The 24391-nt window shown below is 41.4% G+C and carries 24 protein-coding genes; 18 read left to right on the top strand and 6 right to left on the bottom strand.

Annotation, left to right across the window (positions count from 1 at the left end; genetic code table 11):
- The first annotated feature begins 13 nt into the window (after positions 1–13).
- Positions 14–2488, top strand: a complete 2475-nt coding sequence (gene rnr, locus EGC86_RS03190; RefSeq protein WP_123776592.1) for a ribonuclease R — start codon at positions 14–16, stop codon at positions 2486–2488.
- Positions 2489–2492: 4 nt separating this feature from the next.
- Positions 2493–3233, top strand: coding sequence for a 23S rRNA (guanosine(2251)-2'-O)-methyltransferase RlmB (gene rlmB, locus EGC86_RS03185; RefSeq protein WP_011638792.1), 741 nt, complete (start codon positions 2493–2495; stop codon positions 3231–3233).
- Positions 3234–3435: 202 nt separating this feature from the next.
- On the opposite strand, the gene EGC86_RS03180 is transcribed toward rlmB, so the two are convergent.
- Both EGC86_RS03180 and EGC86_RS03175 read right to left on the bottom strand, forming a co-directional pair.
- Complete coding sequence (locus tag EGC86_RS03180; RefSeq protein WP_123776591.1) at positions 3436–4860, bottom strand: MFS transporter; 1425 nt, start codon at positions 4858–4860, stop codon at positions 3436–3438.
- Positions 4861–4941: 81 nt separating this feature from the next.
- Positions 4942–5694: a DUF481 domain-containing protein gene (locus EGC86_RS03175; RefSeq protein WP_011638790.1), complete on the bottom strand. Its 753-nt coding sequence runs from the start codon at positions 5692–5694 to the stop codon at positions 4942–4944.
- Positions 5695–5910: 216 nt separating this feature from the next.
- Between EGC86_RS03175 and rpsF the strand changes: the two genes are divergently transcribed.
- Genes rpsF through rplI form a run of 4 tightly spaced genes read left to right on the top strand, consistent with a single transcriptional unit; the run spans position 5911 to position 7350 of the window.
- Complete coding sequence (rpsF, locus tag EGC86_RS03170) at positions 5911–6303, top strand: 30S ribosomal protein S6 (RefSeq protein WP_011638789.1); 393 nt, start codon at positions 5911–5913, stop codon at positions 6301–6303.
- Between the two features lie 21 nt (positions 6304–6324).
- On the top strand, positions 6325–6612 hold the full coding sequence (priB, locus tag EGC86_RS03165) for a primosomal replication protein N (protein WP_011638788.1): 288 nt from the start codon (positions 6325–6327) through the stop codon (positions 6610–6612).
- 12 nt (positions 6613–6624) lie between these two features.
- On the top strand, positions 6625–6852 hold the full coding sequence (rpsR, locus tag EGC86_RS03160; RefSeq protein WP_011638787.1) for a 30S ribosomal protein S18: 228 nt from the start codon (positions 6625–6627) through the stop codon (positions 6850–6852).
- 45 nt (positions 6853–6897) lie between these two features.
- Positions 6898–7350, top strand: coding sequence for a 50S ribosomal protein L9 (gene rplI / locus EGC86_RS03155; RefSeq protein WP_011638786.1), 453 nt, complete (start codon positions 6898–6900; stop codon positions 7348–7350).
- 184 nt (positions 7351–7534) lie between these two features.
- Here the strand turns inward: rplI and EGC86_RS03150 are convergent, their stop codons facing one another.
- A complete protein-coding gene (locus EGC86_RS03150) occupies positions 7535–10201 on the bottom strand; it encodes a S46 family peptidase (protein ID WP_123776590.1) in 2667 nt (888 codons plus the stop codon).
- A 130-nt stretch (positions 10202–10331) separates the two neighbouring features.
- Between EGC86_RS03150 and dnaB the strand changes: the two genes are divergently transcribed.
- A complete protein-coding gene (gene dnaB, locus EGC86_RS03145; protein WP_101085206.1) occupies positions 10332–11738 on the top strand; it encodes a replicative DNA helicase in 1407 nt (468 codons plus the stop codon).
- Between the two features lie 146 nt (positions 11739–11884).
- Entirely contained in the window at positions 11885–13003 is a 1119-nt protein-coding gene (alr, locus tag EGC86_RS03140) for an alanine racemase (protein ID WP_011638783.1), read from the top strand.
- A gap of 166 nt (positions 13004–13169) precedes the next feature.
- On the opposite strand, the gene EGC86_RS03135 is transcribed toward alr, so the two are convergent.
- On the bottom strand, positions 13170–13637 hold the full coding sequence (locus EGC86_RS03135; protein ID WP_123776589.1) for a chemotaxis protein CheX: 468 nt from the start codon (positions 13635–13637) through the stop codon (positions 13170–13172).
- Positions 13638–14334: 697 nt separating this feature from the next.
- On the opposite strand from EGC86_RS03135, the gene EGC86_RS03130 reads away from it, so the two are divergent.
- The 5 genes from EGC86_RS03130 (at position 14335) to EGC86_RS03110 (ending at position 18396) form a co-directional block, all read left to right on the top strand.
- Positions 14335–14730: a cupin domain-containing protein gene (locus EGC86_RS03130; RefSeq protein ID WP_123776588.1), complete on the top strand. Its 396-nt coding sequence runs from the start codon at positions 14335–14337 to the stop codon at positions 14728–14730.
- A gap of 247 nt (positions 14731–14977) precedes the next feature.
- Entirely contained in the window at positions 14978–15487 is a 510-nt protein-coding gene (locus tag EGC86_RS03125; protein WP_102037682.1) for a hypothetical protein, read from the top strand.
- Between the two features lie 467 nt (positions 15488–15954).
- Complete coding sequence (gene dusA / locus EGC86_RS03120; RefSeq protein ID WP_123776587.1) at positions 15955–17004, top strand: tRNA dihydrouridine(20/20a) synthase DusA; 1050 nt, start codon at positions 15955–15957, stop codon at positions 17002–17004.
- A 704-nt stretch (positions 17005–17708) separates the two neighbouring features.
- Complete coding sequence (locus tag EGC86_RS03115; RefSeq protein ID WP_059744650.1) at positions 17709–18014, top strand: hypothetical protein; 306 nt, start codon at positions 17709–17711, stop codon at positions 18012–18014.
- A 181-nt stretch (positions 18015–18195) separates the two neighbouring features.
- Positions 18196–18396 carry a PspC domain-containing protein gene (locus EGC86_RS03110; RefSeq protein WP_011638776.1) on the top strand — a complete coding sequence of 67 codons (201 nt, stop codon included), beginning with the start codon at positions 18196–18198 and terminating at the stop codon, positions 18394–18396.
- 70 nt (positions 18397–18466) lie between these two features.
- Here EGC86_RS03110 and EGC86_RS03105 read toward each other — a convergent pair whose 3' ends face one another.
- Complete coding sequence (locus EGC86_RS03105; RefSeq protein ID WP_123776586.1) at positions 18467–19204, bottom strand: enoyl-CoA hydratase-related protein; 738 nt, start codon at positions 19202–19204, stop codon at positions 18467–18469.
- A gap of 35 nt (positions 19205–19239) precedes the next feature.
- Here EGC86_RS03105 and EGC86_RS03100 point away from each other — a divergent pair, with 35 nt between their 5' ends.
- The 3 genes from EGC86_RS03100 to EGC86_RS03090 are packed head-to-tail and all read left to right on the top strand — an operon-like array spanning position 19240 to position 21449.
- Complete coding sequence (locus EGC86_RS03100; protein ID WP_011638774.1) at positions 19240–19728, top strand: copper chaperone PCu(A)C; 489 nt, start codon at positions 19240–19242, stop codon at positions 19726–19728.
- Positions 19729–19740: 12 nt separating this feature from the next.
- On the top strand, positions 19741–20712 hold the full coding sequence (locus EGC86_RS03095; RefSeq protein WP_123776585.1) for a DUF2333 family protein: 972 nt from the start codon (positions 19741–19743) through the stop codon (positions 20710–20712).
- A gap of 2 nt (positions 20713–20714) precedes the next feature.
- A complete protein-coding gene (locus tag EGC86_RS03090) occupies positions 20715–21449 on the top strand; it encodes a TIGR04219 family outer membrane beta-barrel protein (RefSeq protein ID WP_123776584.1) in 735 nt (244 codons plus the stop codon).
- A 117-nt stretch (positions 21450–21566) separates the two neighbouring features.
- Here the strand turns inward: EGC86_RS03090 and tolC are convergent, their stop codons facing one another.
- Positions 21567–22862 carry an outer membrane channel protein TolC gene (gene tolC, locus EGC86_RS03085; protein WP_123776583.1) on the bottom strand — a complete coding sequence of 432 codons (1296 nt, stop codon included), beginning with the start codon at positions 22860–22862 and terminating at the stop codon, positions 21567–21569.
- Between the two features lie 425 nt (positions 22863–23287).
- Between tolC and nudF the strand changes: the two genes are divergently transcribed.
- Both nudF and EGC86_RS03075 read left to right on the top strand, forming a co-directional pair.
- Positions 23288–23914, top strand: coding sequence for an ADP-ribose diphosphatase (gene nudF / locus EGC86_RS03080; protein WP_011638770.1), 627 nt, complete (start codon positions 23288–23290; stop codon positions 23912–23914).
- Between the two features lie 39 nt (positions 23915–23953).
- Positions 23954–24391, top strand: coding sequence for a DUF1249 domain-containing protein (locus EGC86_RS03075; RefSeq protein ID WP_123776582.1), 438 nt, complete (start codon positions 23954–23956; stop codon positions 24389–24391).

Raw genomic sequence — 24391 nt, 5'->3', positions numbered from 1 at the left:
ATTTGGAAATTGAATGATCAACGATCCTCATTTTGAGAGAGAACAAGACAAGTACGACAATCCTATTCCTAGCCGTGAGTATATTTTAGAATACTTGCGCGCCCAAAAGTCTCCTGTTACCCGCGATAAAATAGCTGAAGCATTATCCATTACAGATGAAGTGCCATTAGAGGCCCTACGTCGTCGTTTACGTGCAATGGAACGTGATGGCCAGCTAGTCTTTACCCGCGGTCAAAGTTATGGCTTACCTGAACGAATGGATTTATTGTCTGGTACCGTTTTAGGCCATCGCGATGGATTCGGCTTTTTTAAGCCAGATGAAGGCGGTGATGACTTATTTATTAATAATCGCGACATGCTGATGTATTTCCATGGCGATAAAGTGCTTGCTCAAAAAGCGGGTACCGATCGTCGTGGTCGTCGCGAAGCACGAATAGTCCGCTTAGTTCATGAGCGAACGGCTGCATTAGTTGGCCGTTACCATGTCGATGGCGGCATGGGTTTTGTGATTGCTGACGACAGACGCATCACCCAAGAAATATTAATCGCCAGCGAAGATACACTAGGCGCGCGTGCCGGTGATGTTGTTGTGGTTGAGTTAACTCGTCGCCCTGGTCGTTTTGTTAAAGCCGCAGCGAAAGTGACCGAAGTCTTAGGTAAGACAATGGCACCGGGTATGGAAATTGAAATTGCATTACGTAATTATGATTTACCACATACTTGGTCAGCGATTATTGAGAAAAAACTCAAACGTATTCCTGACGAAGTTACCGAAGAAGATAAATTAGGTCGCGTAGATTTACGTCATTTACCGTTAGTCACTATTGATGGCGAAGATGCCCGTGATTTTGATGACGCGGTGTATGCTGAGGCAAAACCAAGTGGTGGCTGGCGTTTATGGGTAGCAATTGCTGATGTGAGTCATTATGTACGCACTGATTCAGCCTTAGATACTGAAGCGCGCTCACGTGGTAACTCGGTATATTTCCCATCGCAAGTTATCCCAATGTTGCCTGAGAAAATATCTAATGGTTTATGTTCATTAAAGCCAAAAGTCGACCGTTTATGTATGGTCGCTGAAATGACCATTTCTGCAGCGGGTAAGTTATCGGGTACTAAGTTCTACCCTGCGGTAATGCACTCTCATGCACGTTTTACCTATACCCAAGTCGCCGACATGCTAGAAGGTGGCGCAATTGCTCCTGAGCATGAAGCACTATTCCCACATTTATTGTGTTTGCAGTCGTTATATCTGATCTTAGATGAGCGCCGAGCAGAGCGTGGGGCAATTGCTTTTGAAACATTAGAAACCCAGTTCATTTTTAATGAGCAACGTAAAATTGATAAAATTGTCCCAAGAGGCCGCAATCAAGCACATAAAATCATTGAAGAATGTATGATTTTAGCCAATGTGGCGTCGGCGAAATTTGTTAAAAAACACAAAGGTGAAGTGCTATATCGCGTTCACGAAGCACCATCAGAGCAAAAACTGGCTAATTTTAAAGAGTTTCTTGCTGAGCGCGGCTTAAGCATGGATGGCGGATTAGAGCCGACTCCGACTGACTATCAAAATCTGATGTTAAAAATTGCTGACCGTCCTGACTTTGAGTTAATTCAGGTGATGTTATTGCGCTCAATGCGCCAGGCCGTTTACAGCCCAGACAACGAAGGTCACTTTGGTTTGGCATTAGAAGCTTATTCGCATTTTACGTCGCCAATTCGTCGTTATCCTGATTTAGTTTTACATCGAGTGATCAAATATTTACTCGCTAAAGAGCTGGGTAATGCCAACGATAAATGGACTCAAGATGGTGGTTATCTCTATCAGATTGAAGAGTTAGATGCATTAGGTGAAGAATGTTCTACCACTGAGCGTCGTGCAGACGAAGCAACCCGTGATGTGAGTGATTGGTTGAAATGTGAATATATGCAAGATCACGTCGGCGACACCTTCGACGCGGTTATTGCCTCAGTCACTAGCTTTGGTTTATTTGTCAGATTAAACGAATTATTTATTGATGGGCTAGTACATATTTCAAGTCTTGCCAGTGACTATTATCAATTCGATCCAATGCGTCAGCGGTTAATTGGTGAAAATTCTCGCCAAGTATATCAAGTCGGCGATCCTGTGACGGTTAAAGTTGCGGCGGTGAATCTTGATGATCGTCAAATTGATTTATTGATGGTGGGTGACAACACTAAAGGTGCGGGTAAAACTGCGCGTAAAGGTAGCAAGCCTACAACCGCACGCCAACGAGTCAATGCTGAAGGCGCTAAGTCAGCACGAGGTAAGTCATCTGTAAAGTCTGACAAACCTAAATCTGACAAGCCTAAAGCCAGCAAGCGTCGTTCAAGCGGAAAAGCTTCATCTCCAGCGGCAAAACCTGCGGTGGTAAAAAAACCTTCTGCAGTTGCACAAAAAGCGGATGCAGCAAAACCAGATTCTAGCGTTAAGAAAAACCCTGCCAAGCGCAGCAAGAGAAAGTAATTAAATGAAAAAACAAGATACCATTTTTGGCATTCACGCCGTTCAAGCTTTGTTAGATAACAGCCCTGAACGTGTCATTGAACTTTGGCTGTTACAAGGCCGTGATGACGAACGCCTAACCCCATTAATTAATCTAGCGTCAACCTTTGGTACAACACTACAACGTGCTGCACGTAAAGTGTTAGATGACAAAGCGGGTAGCTCACAGCACCAAGGTATTGTGGCTCGCGTTAAGGCTGTTAAGCCTTTGACTGAAAAAGATTTAGATGAGTTACTTGATAAAACAGCAGTGCCTTTTTTATTGATTTTAGACGGTGTAACTGACCCACATAATCTTGGTGCATGTTTGCGTAATGCTGATGCGGCCGGGGTGCATGCGGTTATCGTACCAAAAGATAACTCAGTAGGGTTAACTTCAACCGTAAGCAAAGTTGCTTGTGGCGCAGCAGAAACCATACCGTTATTCCAAGTGACTAACCTTGCTCGTACCATGCGTCACTTGCAAGATAAAGGTGTTTGGATTGTAGGTACTGCAGGCGAAGCCGAGGGTAATGTATACCAAGCAGACCTTAAAGGGCCGCTAGCCATTGCTATGGGCGCAGAAGATAAAGGTTTGCGTCGCTTATCGCGCGAAGGTTGTGATTCACTTGTATCGATTCCAATGTCTGGAAGCGTGTCGAGTCTCAACGTGTCTGTTGCCACTGGTGTTTGCTTATTTGAAGCGGTTAGACAGCGTTTAGGTTAATCACCATAGATTAGCTTTGCTGCTAGCTGTATAACAAAATAATACGATCAAAAAACGGCGATATTAATCGCCGTTTTTTATTATCTAAAGCTCAAGATATTGAGTGTTTTACAAACTGCTTTAACCTTTTTATTAATTCAAAGCGGCTAATGCGTTCAGTTTAAATAAGTGCACTTTATATATATGCAGCTTAGATAATCAATTAACGTCTACCGATCTCATTATCGACATCTTCGTCATCCAATTCTTCATGCCCCAAATTATCATCGTTTACTACGCTAGCATAAGCAGTATTATAACCTGCTTGCTCATCGGCATCTTCAAGCTCATCGTCGGTTGGATCTGGCACGCTATCAAATGCATCCTCGGAAGGATTGATCATTTGCTCGTTGACCATTTCAATATCCACACGTGGATCGAATGATGCTGCTAACGGTGAGCTGACTAAATCACCACCGGCCATAATGTAATCTCCAGTGGCTGTTTGCTCGGCTTTTTGGCGCAAATTAATCCACAGTAGTCTTACTAATAAGGTAAACGAACAGATTGCCATAAATCCATATAGCATTTGGTCACCCAAGACCTGCATTAAACCAGAAGCGACTAAGGGGCCAATACTTGCTCCAATACCAAAGGTCACTAATATGGTAGCCGACAGTCCTACTCGTTCGTGTTGATCTACCCGCGAGTTCGCTAAGGCCGTTGCTAATGGGTATAAGGTGAACGCCAAAATACCAAATAAACTGGTTAATATTAATGAATACACAGAGTGGAATGGAACGACCGTAATAATTAATACGATAACGCCCAATAATGTGCAGTTAATGCGAATTAATAAGCTGCGAGAAATAATGTCAGATAATTTACCCATTGGCCATTGGGCTAACAGCCCAGCAAAAATGGTACAAGACATGTAGAGTGCAACATGTTCAGGGTCAATGCCTTTGGCTGTGGCATAAGATGGCGCTAAACCATAAAAACAACCAACAATCATGCTTCCTAACGCTATTGTCGTTAAGGCTTGAGGTGCGCGTTTCCAATACAGACCCATTTGTAATGGCGCCGGAGTCAACGGTTCTGGGTGGATTCTGCGAGTGATTGAAATAGGCACAATGCATAATGCAAAGCATATGGCGATTAACAGCAGTGGTTCTATGCCTAAATCGGGATATAAGCTAATGGCTCCCTGGCCAGCCATTAACCCTAAGTAAGATACAATCATGTAACTAGCAAACACGGTACCACGTTGACTATTTTCGGCCTGCTCATTGAGCCAGCTTTCTAACACCATATATTGGCACATCATTCCCATACCAACGGCAAGGCGCAATACTAACCATATGGTTAAGTTGTCGATTAAGGCGTGACCCAGTGCAGATGCTGTGACGATTCCAGCACAAGCAACAAAAGCTCGAATATGGCCCACTTGAGCGATAAGTTTATGGCCAACTTTGGAACCGCACACAAGACCAATATAGTAGGCAGACATCATGCCACCAATCCATATTTGTGGCACTTGCATAGTAGTCAGGCTTAAGCCCAAGTAGGTTGTTAGTAAACCTGCGGCAAGTACCATTAAAAAGGTGGTGCTATATAAGGATGCAAAACTGCGTAGCGGGCTGTCCATAACTGCGCCTTTATTGATTCAGTAGGGCTACATTAGCCCTACTGATTGATTGTCTTGTTACGCTTCATTTGCGATCAATAATTATTGAAACGTGTACAACAAGTTGAATGTGGTGACGGTGTCGGTGTTTTTACTTTCATCAGGAACCACTTCAGTGTACTTGATGTTCATACCGATTTTAAATGCCCAATCTTGAATAAATGTATTTTTATAACTCATATCAAGGGTTAACGTGTTGTTATCTAAACCTGTTTCAGCTGTTACGTCGGCATTGAAGCTAGTGTACTCTTGCAGTTTTACCGTATATTTAGCCGCTGAACGTAAAATTACATCACGGTTTTCATCAGGGTTTGGCTCTGCAATACTGGCTTGCGGTTGGTCATAACGATAACCTGGGCCAGCTTCAAGGCTCAATTTGGTTTTATAGTTTTTAATTAGGTCAAAACCATAACCAGTAGAAATAGTTGAAATTCGGGTATAAGAACCAAACTCGTTCCAGGTAAATTCACCACGACCAAACACATAACCACGTTCTAATTTATAGTTAGACTGTAAAAACAATTCGTACTTTTCCGCAGTAGACTCAGTTCCATCAGCAGCATAATAAGCCTTTAATGTCGCTTCTTGTTTGGTGCTCGGCGAGTCGTAAGTTAAATAAGTACGGCCGTTGAAGTTTTTAGTTTCGTTGTTACCGCTGTTTAACTGTAAACCGGCTTCAACTTCAGCATTAAAACTACTAGGCGGTTCTTGATAATCCGGTGGTACTAATGCCCATGCCGGAGCAGACAATAAAAAGAGGCAGCATGTTGTGACTATGTTTTTCATGGTTATCATTAGAGTGTTTTATTCTTGACGGCGTAAACGCGGTATTTTGGACTGCCGCCATCATACCTGTATTCAAGATTGCTGAAAAGAGTGAGTTAGTGCTTGAGTTTATTGCGCGCTTTATGTATCATCGCGCGCTCAAATCAGTCACTTTAATTCGTTCCTTGCCTCCACATTGGTCTGACTGAGCCAGAAAAGAGGCTACTTAACCGTAAGGAGCAATAAATGCGTCATTATGAAATCGTATTTATGGTTCACCCAGATCAAAGTGAACAAGTCCCAGGTATGATTGAGCGTTACACCGGTGTTATCACCGCTGCTAATGGTACAGTCCACCGTTTAGAAGATTGGGGCCGTCGTCAATTGGCTTACCCGATCCAAGACCTACATAAAGCTCACTATGTTCTTTTGAACGTAGAAGCATCTGCAGAGTCTATCGAAGAACTAGAAACAGCTTTCCGTTTCAACGACGCTGTTCTGCGTAACATGGTAATGCGCACTAAAGCTGCCGTTACTGAAGCTTCTCCTATGGCAAAAGCAAGAGACGAGCGTGATTCACGTCGTTCACCTTCTGATGACCGTAATGTAGAAGAAAGCGCTGAAGAAAACGCTGAATAATTTTTTGTGAATAATCACTTAATGTTGTCTGGAACGATAACTCGTTCAAGGCGATTAGATAGTCCTAGCGGTATAGCCCATGTGGTTATAACGGTAGAACATAAATCACAACGACAAGAAGTAGAAATGTTGAGAAACGTCTACTGTTTGATTCAAGTGGTATTAAGTGGTCCGCGCTTTGATAGCGTTGCAAATAAATTACAAGCAGGTGTGCAAGTTGATGTTGAAGGGTTTCTTTCACTACAACAAGGGCGAAATGGACAAAACCGTTTAGTCTTGCATGCTGAAAATGTCGAATTGAAAACTTAGGAGACTGTCAAAATGGCACGTTATTTCCGTCGTCGCAAGTTCTGCCGCTTCACCTCTGAAGGTGTTGTCGAGATTGATTACAAAGATATCGTTACTTTAAAGAACTACATCACTGAAAGCGGCAAGATTGTTCCTAGCCGTATCACTGGTACCAGTGCTAGATATCAACGCCAACTAGCTCGCGCTATCAAGCGTGCTCGTTATCTTTCTCTACTGCCATATACTGATTTACATCAGTAATATTGCAGTATTAATTATTCCTAACAGAATATTGAGGATTTGATAATGAACGTTATTTTGCTAGATAAAGTTGCAAACTTAGGTAGCTTAGGCGACCAAGTTTCTGTTAAAGCTGGTTATGCTCGTAACTTCCTTTTACCTTATGGTAAAGCAGTTGTAGCAAACGCAGCAAACACTGAAGTATTTGAAGCTCGTCGTGCTGAATTAGAAGCTAAATTAGCTGCTGAATTAGCTACTGCGACAGCTCGTGCTGATAAATTAACTGCATTAGAAGCTGTTGTTATTGCTTCTAAAGCAGGTGATGAAGGTAAATTATTCGGATCAATTGGCAACCGTGATATCGCTGATGCAGTTACTGCAGCTGGCGTAGCACTTGCTAAATCTGAAGTTCGTTTACCTTTAGGTGCTTTACGCACTACTGGTAGCTTCGAAATTGAAGTTCAAGTACACGCTGAAGTTAAAGCTGTAGTTAAGATTGCTATTGTAGCAGAAGCTTAATTACTGTTTAGCTCCATAAAAACACCGCCTCAGGGCGGTTTTTTTTTATGTCTGCAATTTAATCCCTATCTTTATTGACACGATCTGTTTTAAGCCGTGCAGCTAATCGTTTGGGATCTTTCAATGCCAGAGAATATTCCAGTGAACCTCTATTTGATGGTCACTGGAATATTGTTTACCAGAGTTAGTTTGGCTCTTTTTCAGCCGCTGCTTTAGGGGTTACTACTACAGCCGCTTTGGCCGGTGCATCTGCTGTAACTTCGGACGCTGCTTTAGGTATTACTACAACAGCTGCTTTGGTCGGTACTTTCGTTGCAACTTCTGCCGTTGCTTCAGGTGCGACAACCGTTACTGCTTCAGTCGTCGCTTTGGCTGGTGCCTCAGTTACCACTTCAGGTGCGACAACCGTTACTGCTTCAGTCGTCGCTTTGGCTGGTGCCTCAGTTACCACTTCAGGTGCGACTACTGTTACTGCCTCAGTCGTTGCTTCGGTAGGAATTTCAGTCGCTACCTCAATTGCAACATCGGGCGCTACTTCAATTACCGCTTTGGCTTGTGCCTCAGTTACCACTTCAGGTGCGACTACTGTTACTGCCTCAGTCGTTGCTTTGGTAGGAATTTCAGTTACAGCTTCAGTTGCTACCTTTGCTTCTCCTTTAGTCTTGCTCACTAAGGTTAACTCTTTTATCAAATTATCAGCGTGATCAACTTTATCCATCATCCACAAAATGTAGCGAATATCGACATGTACGGCACGGGTAATCGTCGGGTTAAAAAACCAATCTTTAGTGATAGCTTCGTAAGTTGAGTCGAAGTTAAGACCAACTAACTCACCTTTACCATTTAATACCGGTGAACCTGAGTTACCACCAGTAGTGTCAGCACTTGATAAAAAGTTAACCGGTACAGAGTTAAAATCGGCAGGCTTGTCTAAACAAGACATAAATTGACAACTGCTTTGCTGCTTATATACCGATGTGACGCGATGTTTACCTAAGTCATCAGCTTTAATCGCCGTCAACAGTTTCGCTGGAGCATTATAAGGTGCTTCGCCAGTATTTTTGGCTAGGATGCCTGCTAAGCGAGTAAATGGTTGCTTGTATAATGCATCTTTAGATTGATAGCCATCAACCATGCCGTAAGTAATACGTAACGTGCGGTTAGCATCTGGGTATACAGGCCAGTTATTTGATTTGTAATAATCAATAATCGCCTTCATGTATTCAGGTCGAACAGATGACAGCTTGCCTGCAAGTAGCTTTTCGCTCTTTTCCAATGCCATGTTAGTGTCATGAATAGCCACCGCTAAACGAATAAACGGGTCATCACTAATTTCAAAATCTTCAGCTCTTTTACTCATCCACGCCAGACGTTTAGCTTGGTCGGTGAGTTCTGTTAATGCATACAAACCTTCCACTTTTGATTCTAGCTGTTCAAAATTGTCTGAGCTGCTTAAGGCATTATCAAACACTTCAGTTTTTAACGGTTGTCTTACATAGGCTTGTAAGTCTTGTAGCCATAAAATTTTATCGACCACGGGATCGAAGCTGCTATCGATACGTTTAAGTGCCGCTTTAAACATTTTCATATCGCGAAGCTGAAACCCTGACTCACGTTGGTCATTAGGTTTCTTTCTTTCTTTAGCTAAACGGTACAGTTTGCTGGCAGCCTGAAGCATTTCGCTTGATTGAGCATTTTTAAAGAAATAATTGGTTTGCATCTGCTGATGTTTTTCAGCAAGTAGTGCTTCAAGATCGCTGATGAGATTTTGGTTCGCGCCAGGATCTTTTTTAAGCCAAGCGAGAAAGTCATTTTCGCGTTGCTGTTTAATACCGACAATATCAGTAGCGTTAAAGCCATCTAATAAGCCATTCAGTTTTTTCATCCGGTTAGCCATGGAAGCCATCGTGCCGGCATATTTAAGTGCGATATCTTTATCTACATCGCCCATCAAGGTAATAGTATCAATTTGCAACTGGTAGCGTTTTGCGTAGGTTGGATATATCCAATCACTGGCAAACTGTAACTCGCTGGTTAAGTTGTAACGGCTGGTAGAGCCAGGGTAACCGGCCACAAAAATACCATCGCCAGCTTTTACACCGTCTGCGTTTACTTTTAAATAGCTTTTAGGCTGGTATGGCACATTGCCTTTTTTAAACGTTGCAGGCTTACCGTCTTTACCCACATAGGCGCGTAAAAAGGTAAAATCGCCTGAATGACGAGGGTATTCATAATTGTCGATATCGCCGCCAAAGCCGCCAACACTTTTGGGTGGTGCATACACTAAGCGTACATCTCTAATGATTAACTGTTTAGTTAAATAATATTCTAAGCCGTGGTGAAAACTGTTAACCGAGCAACGGTAGTTGTCATCTGTTTCGCAAACTTTAATTAATGCTTTTTTATTTGCTTGGATATCTTCAAAGCGTACCAAAGGTTCGGTGCTTAAGTTAGCCATAACGCTATCGGTCACGTTGGTAACTTCTTGGGTAATGTATAAGCGTTCGTTTGGCCCTGCAGAAGGTTCTTCCGCTTGGGTGTTTGCTAAAAAGCCATCAGTGAGGTAATTATGTTCTTTTTTGCTGTTATATTGTATGCCGCGATAAGCACAATGATGGTTTGTGACAACTAGGCCTTGGGGGGATACAAAACTGGCGGTACAATACCCCAAACTGACGACAGCATTCATTGGGTACTGTCCTAAATCGGCCAGTTGTGATGCGGGAATATCAATACCACGTTGCAGGAGTTTGTCGGCAATGGATGGCATTTGATACGGCTGCCATTGGCCTTCATCGGCAAAGGCTAAACCAGATGTCAGCACAAGTGCTGCAACGAATGCGGTACGCATGTATTTTCCTTAAATAATTATTTTATGTCCGTTAAACGGAGCTGTTATTCTAGTTGGTAATGACGGCAAATTAAGCTAGACCACGGTGTTATACCATATTTTATAAAGTCGTTGGAAATTGGGAGTGTTAATGTCACAGCAAGGTGCTTTTAAAGCAAGAAACAGGCAAAGAGATGTAGAAGTTAATGCATTAAAGTTGCCTCCTCATTCAATAGAAGCAGAACAATCCGTTTTAGGTGGATTGATGCTAGATGCTGAAGCGTGGGATCGTGTTTCTGAAGCGGTTGTGCCAGAAGATTTTTATTCTCGTTCTCATCGAATGATTTTCACGGCTATGCAACGTTTAATGGAATCGGGCCAACCGCTGGATTTAATTACCGTATCCGAACAGCTCGAAATTGAAGATCAATTAGACGATGCTGGCGGCTTTGCTTACTTAGGCGAAATTGCCAAAAATACCCCCAGCGCCGGTAATATTTTATCTTATGCAGACATTGTGCGTGAACGTGCCGTAGTACGTGACATGATTGCCGTTGCCCACGAAATTGCCGATGCGGGTTATAACCCAGAAGGCCGTGATTCAAGTGCATTATTAGACTTGGCTGAAACCAAAGTCTTTAAAATCGCAGAAATGCGTACCAATGCCAATGAAGGCCCGGAAAACATTAAAAGCATTCTTGAAAAAACTGTCGATAGGATTGAGCAGCTTTATAACAATCCCCATAACGGTGTTACAGGTGTTTCAAGTGGTTTTAATGATTTAGATAAAATGACCGCAGGTTTTCAGTCTGGCGACTTAATTATTGTAGCCGCGCGTCCTTCTATGGGTAAAACCACCTTCGCGATGAACTTGTGTGAACAAGCCGCCATGAATGAAGACAAGCCAGTGCTTATTTTCAGTCTCGAGATGCCGTCAGAACAGATTATGATGCGTATGTTGGCCTCACTTGGCCGTGTAGACCAAACCAAAATTCGTACAGGTCAATTAGACGATGAAGATTGGGCGCGTGTGTCTTCAACCATGGGTATTATGCTTGAACAAGGTAAAATGTACATCGATGATGGCTCAGGGTTAACCCCAACCGAAGTGCGTAGTCGTGCCAGACGTATTGCGCGTGAGCATGGCGGGTTATCAATGATCATGATCGATTATCTGCAATTAATGCAAGTGCCGTCGTTAAAAGATAATCGTACCTTAGAAATTTCAGAAATCTCTCGTTCATTAAAAGCCTTAGCCAAAGAATTAGAAGTACCTGTTATTGCACTGTCACAGCTTAACCGCTCGCTAGAGCAACGAGCCGATAAACGCCCAATTAACTCTGACTTGCGTGAATCGGGTGCGATTGAGCAGGATGCCGATTTGATTATGTTCATTTATCGCGACGAAGTGTATAACGACAGCTCTGAAGATAAAGGCACCGCAGAAATCATCATAGGTAAACAGCGTAACGGACCTATTGGACGTATTCGCTTGGTATTCCAAGGTCAATTCTCTCGCTTTGATAATTATGCTGGGCCGCAATTTGAAGAAGATTAATCATTGATTAGATTGTATTTGTGTTTTTAGTATCGTTATTTATGATATTAGCTTATCTCTGTTAGTGAGGTCGCATTTATGGCACTAAACCTCCTAACAGACAGTAAGACGCGCCATGTTTTTTATTGTTTAATTAAGGCAATCTATTGAAACCTTTTCCTCGTGCAGAAATCAGTCGTTACGCATTGCAAAGTAACTTGGCACAACTGCGCCTTATTGCGCCCAATAGTAAAATTATGGCAGTGGTTAAAGCCAATGGTTATGGCCATGGATTATTAAATGTTGCTGAATGTGTTGGCTTATTAAATTATGTAGAAAGCGTCTGCAAGTATCATGGCGGCGCAGATGGTTTTGGATTAGCAAGGCTTGAAGAAGCGTTGCAACTCAGAGAAGGCGGTGTAAAAGGTAAGCTTTTATTATTAGAAGGTTTCTTCCGTCAGTCTGATTTACCCACACTGGTTAGCCACAATATTGATACTGTGGTTCATCATGAATCGCAATTGCAAATGCTTGAAACTATCGCGCTAGATAAGCCTGTCACCGTATGGATAAAAATTGATACTGGTATGCATCGTATTGGCTTTAGTCTTGAACAATTCAACAGTATTTATCAGCGCTTGCTGGCTTGTCCGCAAGTGGCTAAACCGATTCATTTAATGACCCACTTTGCATGCGCCGACGAACCCGATAATCCTCTCACTCAAACGCAAATGAATGCCTTTGAGCAACAGGTTAGCGGCTTAGAAGGCGATCGCACCTTAGCAAATTCTGCAGGTACCTTATTTTGGCCAACAAGCCAAGCCGACTGGGTAAGACCCGGCATTGCGCTTTATGGTGTATCTCCAGTTGTGGGTGATCGAGGCGTTAATCATCGATTAATTCCAGCGATGGAGTTAGTCTCCAATTTAATCGCGGTGCGCGAGCATAAAGCCGGTGATAGTGTCGGTTATGGTGCATCTTGGACCGCTAAAAAAGACACTCGTTTAGGGGTTGTTGCCATTGGTTATGGTGATGGTTACCCACGTAATGCGCCAGAAGGCACACCGGTGTGGATTAACGGCCGCAGAGTACCGATAGTCGGTCGAGTGTCTATGGATATGTTAACCGTAGATTTAGGTGCTGATGCACAAGATAACGTCGGCGATAGCGTTCAACTGTGGGGCAAAGCACTTGCAGTAGAAGAAGTGGCCGAGCACATTGGCACCATAGCTTATGAGTTAGTCACTAAGCTTACGCCGCGCGTGGTAGTTGAATTGCTCGATTGAGCATGAGATTGATATAAACAATGCCCAATACGTAGATAACGTGTTGGGCATTGTTGTTTTAGATGCTTTTTTTAGGTGCTGTAGTTTTGAGGCTCTGTTGTTTTTAAGAATTAGGTGCCAGTGTTAGATTCAGTTTTTCACTTTGGCGTTAACTTCTAATGTTCGATTAAGAGTCTTCAAAACAAATTTCAATAAAAGCGTTACCGAATTCGTGGCTAAAAGGCATCATGATTTTTTTACCACGCGCTTTATGAGAAATAGTATGGTTTTTACCAGATACAACAGCCGGTGTCGCCATATCAAAGTCGTAACCTTTTTCACTGAGTAAGTTTTTAGCTCCACCAGTAACCATGTTGGTTATTTCACCCACTAAATCAGTGACTTCATCGTTAATCATGCCAGGGTTTTCGCCTAGCATTTTATGCATAATTTCGAGGATTAACGCTTTTTCGAAAGTAATAGAAAGCGAACCGCGGGTTTTAGGTCCTACCATACCAATCAAGCCTGATACGTCACCTTTTGCAAGGTCATGGTTTTTTAATTGTGGTTTACCTGGCTTAAGATCCATGGTTGCCATGGTTGAGATAACATTGATTAAAGACACAAGAAATGGGTTGATGAATTCAACGTTCATAGGCAAAGCAATCCTTCTACATTTAAAAGAGTGGCATAGTATAGAGAGAGGGCATAAAGAGTGCGCAACGTTACACGGCCCTGTCATTATAGTAGCTGACTAACACAAATACTGACTATATCAGCAAAGTGAAATACAGGTTTAAGCTTAGAGCACAAAAAAGAAATTGATAGTGACATTAATGGTAAAAATATTTCTATACCGTTATTTAGTGTAACAAAAGTCTAGAATGAGCAGTTAATTTACTATGGTCGGTTTAAAGCTACAAGGGCTGAGCTGAGCATCAATTGTTTAAGCCGCCGACTAAAGTTGTTTCTAGCTTGGAGCTAATATTGATTTCCCATGCACTTTAAGCAATTAGCGCGACAATGAAGACTGCACGTTTTGAATATCAAACGATGATAAATTCGGTTAATACCACATCAAAGCGAGGCTCACTAGTTGATAAGCACAGCAACTGATACGCTCGAGTGCATCTTTTTCATCATGCTGATGTTTGATAGTTCATTATGTTAAGTTGTTGACTGTAATTGTAGTGATTCAGCTTGGGATTTCTATTGGCTAATCATGTTTTTAAGGCTGTGTTGGCTTCTTGAAAAGTTAAGATGATTTAATCGCCTTACATCAATAAGATAGTAAATGTAGGATAAATCAATAACGCAATCACTAAACGTTATGTAGAACAAGGATCAAACAAGTGTCGAAATCTGTAGTAATCACAATAAATGATCAATTTTCACGAGTTGAGTTTCTGAAAGATAGAACGCCAGAAACCACTAATGAACAAGCGAAAAATGCTTTTGCGCTATTATCTGAATATCGAGACGGTGGAATATACATCGCTCATTATTCTGGTTTTAGTGAGTGGGAAAAGCATCCAAAAGGTGACGAGTTTGTTCAGGTTTTAGGTGGAGAAACAACATTGATTCTTTTAGTTGAAAACGTAGAACAACGCAACCTTTTATCGACGGGGAAAATGCTGGTTATCCCCAAAGATGTTTGGCATCGTTTTGAATCACCAGAAGGTGTTAAAGTCATGACAATAACGCCGCAACCAACAGAACATAGTATCGAGCAGCCAAACGGTATATAACAAATGAAAATAGGCTGCGTGAAGCCGTATTAAGTATCCAGTATCGTGAGTTGTCCGATTTGGTTAAGCAAAAATGCTGTTGTGCAAAGTGCCGTTGTGAAAAGTGGTAAGAAGATAAACCTTCGTTGACTCTGCTTTTTGCTCCTTAAACTATTGTTGTTTAGATTTCATGAATTTTAATATTAATTTTATTTTGATGAAAAAACCTACCGTTGTACAATAAAAATAACTAAATAAGAGGTGTTCTATGGATGGAAAATCATTAATCGTTATTTTAATAATGGTGTCAGCTTCAGCTTCTGCAGAAGTATATAAGTGTGCGGATGGTAAGTATCAAGCAGACCCGTGCGACGACCAAAGTGAACCGTTAGATTTAAGTAATGTAGGTAGTGTGGTTGCACCATCAAGAGGTTACCCTGAAAACCTAACGAACGAGACAATAGATGCAAGGCAACAGGATAGTGCTGTTAATCCGCGTGATAAAAAAGCTGAAATCGCTCAATACTTACGTAAACAAAAAATTGAACGTGAAATTAGAAACCTCGAAAAAGAACGGAAAAAAGCGTTCAAAGATCGTGATGACAAAATTGAACAATTGCGTACAACTGGTAAGCGAGCTAACAATAATTTAGCGGGTGCAACTTGGCAGCAAAGTCTAGCGCAAGAAATGACTGCAGTTATGCAACAGGGCAGTACCGAAGTCGAATCTATTGACCGTCAAATATCTGCGCTTAGGTCTGAATTAAAACAACTGTAAACCAAATAAACTAATCAATAACCGTGGCTGCCAATAGCGAGTCTTTCTTTACGCGAATTAAGTAATGCTACTTACGTGTATTATCAGCTTTATCATGTTCATGAATGCTATAAGACGCCATAATTTTGGTTCCCCACTTCCATTTGCCCAATGCATTATGGCTCCCTATGGGGGTCCCCTAGTAACTAAAAATGTCTTTAAATGTGTGAAAAAATTGAAAAAGTGAGAAGCGTTAATTCAGTGAATACAACGTCAAAGCTAGCCATACCAACAAATACACTCTATCGCACCGTGATCTTTCCCTAAATCAGTAGACACTTGCTTCTCGATGATGGGTTAATGATATAATTAGCCATTACTTAGGGCAGCCCAGTTGTTTTAGCCTAATTTACGACTTCCTTACTGGCTCCTTGTGCAACAACGATTACCCAAAATGCAGCTAAAAAGGTGCATCAATACCGCAAATTATGAGTATAAAAAATTCAGTGAATACAACGCCAAAGCTAGTCATACCAACAGATACGCTTGATCGCACCTTTTCCATTGCGCCGATGCTGGATTGGACAGATCGCCACTATCGTTACTTTGCACGCCTTATGTCGAGTAAAGCCTTGTTGTATACCGAGATGATCACCACGGGTGCTATATTGCAAGGTAAGGGCGACTATTTAGCTTATAACGAGCAAGAGCATCCTGTGGCGTTACAGTTGGGTGGCTCTAATGCTGTTGATTTAGCGGCGTGTGCCAAATTGGCTGCTGAGCGCGGTTATGATGAAGTGAACCTCAATGTAGGGTGTCCGTCTGATAGAGTGCAGAATGGTCGTTTTGGTGCATGTTTAATGGCTGAACCTGCGTTAGTTGCGCAATGTGTTGATGCGATGAAGCAGGTAACTGATATTCCGATCACGGTAAAAACCCGTATTGGGATTGACGAGCAAGACAGTTATCAGTTTTTAACGGATTTTATTGAAACCGTGAGCGCCCAGGGCTGTAGTGCATTTACGATTCATGCGCGTAAAGCGTGGTTACAAGGGTTAAGTCCGAAAGAAAATCGTGAGATCCCGCCGTTAGATTATGATCGGGTTTACCAGTTAAAGAGTGATTATCAGCACTTGAACATTAGCATTAACGGTGGCATTAAAACCCTTGAGGAATCTAAGCTGCATTTAGCCCTGCTAGATGGCGTGATGGTGGGGCGTGAAGCTTATCAAAACCCTTATATATTGGCGCAAGTGGATCAGCAGTTGTGTGGACTCGATACAGCGGTTATTACTCGTCAGCAAGTCATTGAGCAAATGTTGCCGTATATTGAAGCTCATTTAGCCCAAGGTGGTCGTTTAAATCACATTACCCGCCATATGATTGGTTTATTCCAAGGATTGCCGGGTTCGCGTGGCTGGCGTCGTCATTTGAGTGAGAATGCTCATAAGCTTAATGCTGATATTGGGGTGGTGCTCAAAGCTACTGAGTTTGTCGATGCAGAAGCATTGGCCAGTGACGAATCTACTTTGATATAATTCTTTCTAATAATAGGTTATATACAGAGGTTATATTCAGATGATTATGCCGCGAGGTCTTTCAATAGGATACGTTGTGAAATAAACGCCCAGACGGTCATGTTGAAACCGCTGTTAGCCTATAAAAAGCGCCTTTTATTAGGCGTTTTTTGATTTTCACTCCCTTGTAAAATCAGCTCAAGAATCCATAAAGCCTGCTAGTCAGTAGTGGCTAATACAATTACCTATGATAAGACCTAGTCACTTTTTCTGATATTTTCTTAATTATTGACTCACCCATTATCTCAATTATTAACTCTTTCAGCGTGACGATTAGACCTCACATCTCACTCACCAACCATTAATCTCGCCGCTAATTCAACCGCTAATTCAACCACTAATCCAGTCACTTATTTAAGCTCTTATTGTGCTGTAGCATCTCAGTGTTGCGCTGATATTGGGTTATTTATGACGACTTTTAGCCTTTCTCAATTACTTATGAAAATCACTGGTCATTTTCACTAACTATATGGTTAATTTTACTACCTGTTGGTTTTTTGAACGTGTTTTTAGTTCAACTATATAAACTATAATTAATTTATTGGCTTACAAATTAAGTGGTTATGGTTGTTTTTAAAAGTTGGCACGCAGCTTGTAATACCTATTGTGTAATCAACTAGACGGGTGTTTAGTTGCTATTAACCAACACAAGAAAGGATGCCATTATGTCTACATTAACTTCAACCAACGTGATTCGCCGTAGTGTTCAACTATCAATTGCAGCAGCATTATTGGTTACCGCCAGTGTTTCGGCACAAGCAGATGAAATTTCAATCTCTAATACAGTCGCTGCGTTAGAACAGAATATGACGCAAGCGAGCCAAGAGATGATTTCAAATGTAAAGCAAGAGTTAATGCTGTCGTTGCAAACCCAAATTGCTGAACAAGTTTTTGAAATTAATTCAGCTTTAGAGTTTGCTAGCTTTGAACAACCACAAGTGAGTACCGCTGTAGCTGCCGAGAATAAGTAATGGATTGGGCGATGAATATAGGCTTGGTGCTGCCATTAATGTCGTTATTGTTATTGCCAGTTATCAGTTTTGCATTGTGTGCGATGTTAGTCAGCTGGCTGTTTTGGCCAAGCATTAATGACCAAGCTTAATCTTAACTCATTGCTTTTAGAATAAACCTTATTAAGCACGAGAGGATAATATGAACCGTTTAATCAATAGATTACAAGATGAAACTCGAATTGTATGTGGCGTATCTGCGAAGTTAGCGAAACAATATGGCTGGTCATTGCTTTGGACTCGTATTGTGACGGTAGGATTAGTGCTAACCAATCCAAGTATTAGTTTACTTGCGTACTTTGTGATTGCTGTGGTGATGAGCCAAAAAACATCACGATTTTAAGGCTTGCCCAGTAATGGGTAAGCGGGGGAAGTTTGATTACCCCGCAGACAGGTTACATTGAAATATGTGGTTATTTTTTTAAGAAAGCTTGGAAGCGTTGTTTTGCTTCGTCACTTTGTAAGCGCTCAGCAAACTCAACTAATTCTAATTTCATCTGAGCTTTAACTTCTGCCTGGTTATGACGTAAAAGCCGTTTTGATGCTTGCATAGATAATGGTGGCAGAGCAGCCAATTTTTTTGCTTGCGCTAGACTGAAACTAATGAGCTCGTCTTGGGCAACTACGCTGTTAATAATAGTTAATTTTTCAGCCGTCTCTGCATCAAAGGCTTCGCCTAGTAAAATCAGTTCAGCCGCTTTTTGTTGGCCAACAATTAAGGGTAACAATATGCTTGAGGCTGCTTCTGGTACTAGCGCTAAATTGACAAATGGCATTTGGAATTTAGCCTTATTGTCGGCGTACACTAAGTCACAATGCAATAGTAAAGTTGTTCCTATTCCCACTGCTGCTCCGGTTACTGCTGCAACCACAGGCTTTTTAAGATCTAATAAACAAAACAAGAATTTAACGGTTGGATGATTATCATCTAACGCACCACTTTGCAGAAAATCGACGATATCATTGCCAGAGGTAAAACAGTTTTCGGTACCATGGAACAGAAAGGCACGAATATCATTGTCGGCTTCACCTTGGATCAGGTATTCTGTGAATTGCTGATACATTTCTAGATTAAAGGCATTGCGCTTTTCTGGACGATTAAAACTGATGATACGCACGCCTTGATCATCTCTTACCTGAATATGACTCATTCGTAGCTTCCTGTTGTGAACGCGAGTGGGATTACATGGAGTTTAAGACATTGAAAGCAATATTCAAACATCTGTTTAACTTTTTAGTGTTATCATCATTATCATTCGCAGCCACTGCTAACGTAGTCTTGGTCGATGGACATGTTAGAGCTATGCCTGCGAGTGTGCCCAATACCGCCGCTTATTTTACGTTAGAAAATCATAACAACAGCGATGTTAAGTTAGTTGAAGTGAAGACGAGTGTGGCAAAAGTAGCGCAGTTGCATACAATTTTAGAAGAAGATGGCATGGTTAAAATGCGTCAAGTCGAAGGGTTTACCATACCGTCTCACGGTTCGTTAACGCTTCAACCTACTGGCGACCATGTGATGTTGTTATCGTTAACTGCGCCATTGGTTATTGATGACAAAGTGCCTTTAGAATTAATTTTTGAAGATGGTCAGCATCTTATGATTGAGCTTACTGTGCTTAAACAAGCCGCGGCTCAACATGATGAACATGCAGAACATCATCACCATCATTAAGGAGCAATATTGATGCAAGTAACAAGGAATAAAATTTTAGCCGTTTTTGGTGTGCTGGGTTTAGTACTTTACTTTGTTAGCGTGTGGTGGAGCGTTGAGCCGGATCCAATTAAGCCGGTATCGTCGCAAACTGATAACGGTAAGTTAATTGTGGGTTATGCCACAACAACTGCATTAATTGACACAATGGAAACCTTGCTGGATAAACCAGGTGGTTGGCTGTCTAATGATATTATGCCTCCGTCGGTAATGATGGATAACATGCCTGCATTTGAATTTGGTGCATTAGAACAAGTGCGTGATTTAGCACTGACTATGCGTAAAGAGTTTAGTCGTTCACAGTCACAGTCAACTGCCGATAATGATTTGTTAGCTGCGCATTCTAAGTTAAACATCGATAACACCAGTTGGTTAGTACCAAGTGCCGAAGGTGAATATCGTGATGCTATCAAATTATTGAAACTTTACCGTGCTAAAATCAACGACGCTGATAACAATAATGCTCAGTTTTATGCTCGTGCAGATAATCTCAATGAATGGCTTAAAGAAGTTCAGAAACGTTTAGGCAGTATGTCGCAACACTTATCTGCCAGTGTTGGCCAAGAACGATTAAATACTGATTTAGCAGGTGATTCGTCTGCGCGTCAATCTACACCTGGTTTATCAAGTAATGAAATTAAAACCAGCTGGTGGAAAATTGATGATGTATTTTATGAAAGCCGTGGTTCAGCTTGGGCATTATTGAATTTTATGCGGGCAATTGAAGTTGATTTTGCCGATGTGTTAGAAAAGAAAAACGCTGAGGTCAGTTTACGTCAAATTATTCGTGAACTTGAAGCAACTCAGCAAACAGTTTGGAGCCCTTTGGTTCTTAATGGAAATGGTTTTGGTTTAGTGGCTAATCACTCGTTGGTGATGGCTAATTATATTTCGCGTGCAAATGCCGCGGTAATTGATTTAACTAATTTACTCTCACAAGGATAATGATGAAAAAGACTCTTCTTGCCACAGCTGTAGTGGGCCTTTTAAGTGTGTCATCGGCTCATGCGGCAACTGTATTGGGTTTTAAAGTAGGCGCTGATTATTGGCAGGCAGACACCACAAATGCATTTAATGATGATAGTGGTGTTGCTCACAGCTTTAATGATGATTCTTCACAGGGTAGCTTGTGGATTGCTGTTGAGCATCCATTGCCGTTTGTGCCTAATGTTAAAATTCGTGAAAACCGTCTTGAGTCGAGCACGAGTCTTGCTAATGCCGACTTTAACTTTAACGGTCACAATTTTACTGGCGCAACATCGGTGACGAATGACTTAAGCAATACTGACTTTGTATTGTATTACGAAATTCTTGATAACGATTTAGTGTCAGTTGATTTAGGTGCGGCATACAAGTTAATGAGTGGCTCATTACGTGTTGCTGATGCGGGTCACCCAGAAGAAGTAGATATTGATAGTGGTATCGTGATGGGATACGCCAGTGCACAAGTTGGCATGATTGGCTTAGGCTTGTTTGGCTTTGCTGATGTGATGATCGGCATCGATGAATCTAATGTATATGACTACGGTGCAGGTTTAGGATGGCAGTTTGACGGATTAGCTGTCGATACTTCTATCCGTGTTGGTTACCGCGAGTTTAATTTTGATGTAAGCAACTTCTCTGGTGTTTCTCAAAATACTGACTTTAGTGGTGCATTTGCTGGTGTTGAATTAGTTTTCTAATTCGGTATCGAGCTTAACGATTATGTGAATAATTGTAATGCCAATAAAAAACCGCCAATTGGCGGTTTTTTTGTGGGAACTTATTTTTGTTTAAGCCTAGTGCTTAGTGCTTAGTGCTTATTGAGCAATGAGTCCGCTGTTAATCGAGATAACATCATCTTCGTTCAACGTACCAGCAGCCTGTTTAAGCGCTAATATAGAGTTAATATAACCATAACGAGCTTCAGATAATTGACGCTTTGAATCATACAAGTCACGTGTACGGTTTAGCACATCAACAATCGTACGCGTACCCACTTCAAAACCAGCTTGGGTTGCTTTTAGCGCACTTTCAGATGAAATAACTGATTGCTCATACGCTTTGATTGAACTGATAGACGCATTAACGTTGTTAAAGTTATTACGCACGTTTTTGGTTACGCTACGATGAGTTTGTTCTAGTTTCTCGCTAGCTTCCACATATCTGAATTGAGCTTGCTTCACTTGAGAAGTGACTTTAAAGCCTTCAAAAAGTGGAATGCTTAACGTGATGCCAACATTGGTGTTGTCATAATCTGGACCAGGAGTTTGATCAACGCCTTTGTTATAACCTGCATTGAAGTTCAATGAAGGCATGTGGCCAGCTTTGTACAATTTAATGGTTTCATTGGCGATATCTTTAGCGATACGTTGAGTCATTAAATCGATGCTATTGGTTTCGGCCATTTTCAACCAGTCAGCAGATGATGCTGGGGCAGGTGTGCCAGCTGAAAAACGGTTAGTATCAAGAATATTTATTGATTTATGATCTATACCGGTAATTTCACGTAATGCTTCATAGCTATTGTCTAAGGTGTTTTGAGCCAAAATTTCTAATGCTGATGCTAAGTCATATTGCGCTTGAGCTTCATGTACATCAGTAATTGCGGTTAAGCCTACTGCAAAACGTTGCTTAGTTTGTTCAAGCTGACGTTCAATGGCGGCTTTTTCTGCACCTTGGAACTCGTAGTTATCTTTAGCTGTTAATACGTCAAAGTATGCTTTAGTAACGCGAGTGATTAACGCTTGTAATGATGAAGCATAAGTTGAGTCGGCCTGAGACGCTGCCATTTCAGCAAGATCTAAACCTACCCATGCACTATGATCGTAAATAACTTGAGTTAAGCTAACACCACCAGTTAAACCGTCGGTGTCTTGTGCAGGATCGTTCCACGCTTTGGCATAACCAACGTTTGCACTGATGGTTGGCAATAACGGCGCACGGTTTTCTTCAATACTCTCGTATAACGCATCACGTTGTGCTTTTGCTTGTAAAACGATAGGGTCGCTAGTGAGTGCTTGCTGATAAATTTGAAGTAAATCGTCAGCTTGTACTGCTGGTGCTGCCATAGCAAATGCTAATGCTGCGTATAATGAACCAATTTTGAATTTCATTTGCTGCCCTTTTTAGACAATTCCTCGGTAAATTGAGGTGTTGATTAACTTATAAATTTGGTCATGCTCTTGGTTAAGTTAATGATTTATCATCATTCAATCTTAACGCGGCAATCAGTGTTAACTTACTTGTTCAATGAATATGCACAATAATTTACAGATGATAGTGTCGTTCAATGTCGACAATTCATTGGCCATTATATATTGCTGACAATATAGCAATGATGACACGTCGATTACTACATATTGTGCACTACTTAATAGTAGTGATTTTTTCATTTTCAAGTCAAATTTGAAGTGTAACAGATTTTATTTTAATTAGACCCGTTTTTGCTTTTTCAAGCCCAAATGCTTAGTTCTTAATTATGTTAATTTAAACTGTTAAAATGACCCGCTAGTTTACGTTTTGATAGACAAGGATAAATATGTCTGAGCAACCGGAGATAACAACCTTTGACGTAGAGTCAGGTTTTAGTTTGATATCTAAAAAAGTTTTGTATAAAGGTTTCTTCCAATTGGACGAATACACCTTTAAGCATAAGTTGTTTAAAGGCGGTTGGAGTGGTGAGGTTACGCGTGAGGTTTTTGAGCGAGGTCATGCGGTCGTCGTGCTGCCTTATGACCCGGTTCGAGATGAAATTGTATTAATCGAACAAATTAGGGTGCCAGCATTAGCAACTACTAAATCAATCTGGCTTCTTGAGTTAGTGGCAGGTATGATTGAGCCCGGCGAATTTCCAGAACAAGTTGCAGAGCGAGAATTGGCCGAAGAAGCGGGATTAAGTTTACTCGGTTTAACACCAATAAACAGTTACCTAGTCAGCCCTGGCGGCACTTCTGAACGTTTTCATTTGTTTTGGGGACATGTTGATACGACCAACGCGGGTGGAATACACGGACTTGAACATGAACATGAAGATATTCGTGTGCATGTAGTCAGCCGTGAACAAGCCTATGAGTGGATTAATAATGGTCGCATTGATAATGCATCGACGGTATTAGGCATTCAATGGTTGATGCTAAACTATCAACAGATTCGTGACGCACTTTAGTTTATTGAACATGGTGATAAGCAAGATAGGAATGATTGAGTGGCAGAGTTTAACCTGAAAAAAAAGCAAAAATATCAACCGAATATCAGCGCATTTTTAGCGGTATGTGGTCGAAATTATGCGCATATTTTAAAATGGTTACCCGATCAAATTACGGTCAATGTGCCTTGGCAGGTTGAAGGTGAGTTTGGTAAGTTGTCGATCAATCTTCTTGAGAATACTAAATATACTCAGTTAATCGAAATATCGCGCCCTATACCAAATGGACATTTTTTTAAATCTCCAAACGCAATTGTTCGTGTCTATCATGATGCTCAATTAGCAGAAGTGTTAACTAGCCAACAGATTTATCGCTTAAAGCCAGTGTATGATTACCCGAATATACATATGCATCATAGCGATGAAAAATTTCAGGTGAATGCATTCCTTGAGGAGCTGTTGAAGATTGGGTCTCTGAGAGTGACTTGCCAATCGTAG

It is taken from the genome of Shewanella frigidimarina (assembly GCF_003797125.1).
Lineage (GTDB): Bacteria > Pseudomonadota > Gammaproteobacteria > Enterobacterales > Shewanellaceae > Shewanella > Shewanella frigidimarina.
Note: the sequence above shows the minus strand (reverse complement) of the source record. Positions and strands in the feature narration are given on the sequence as shown.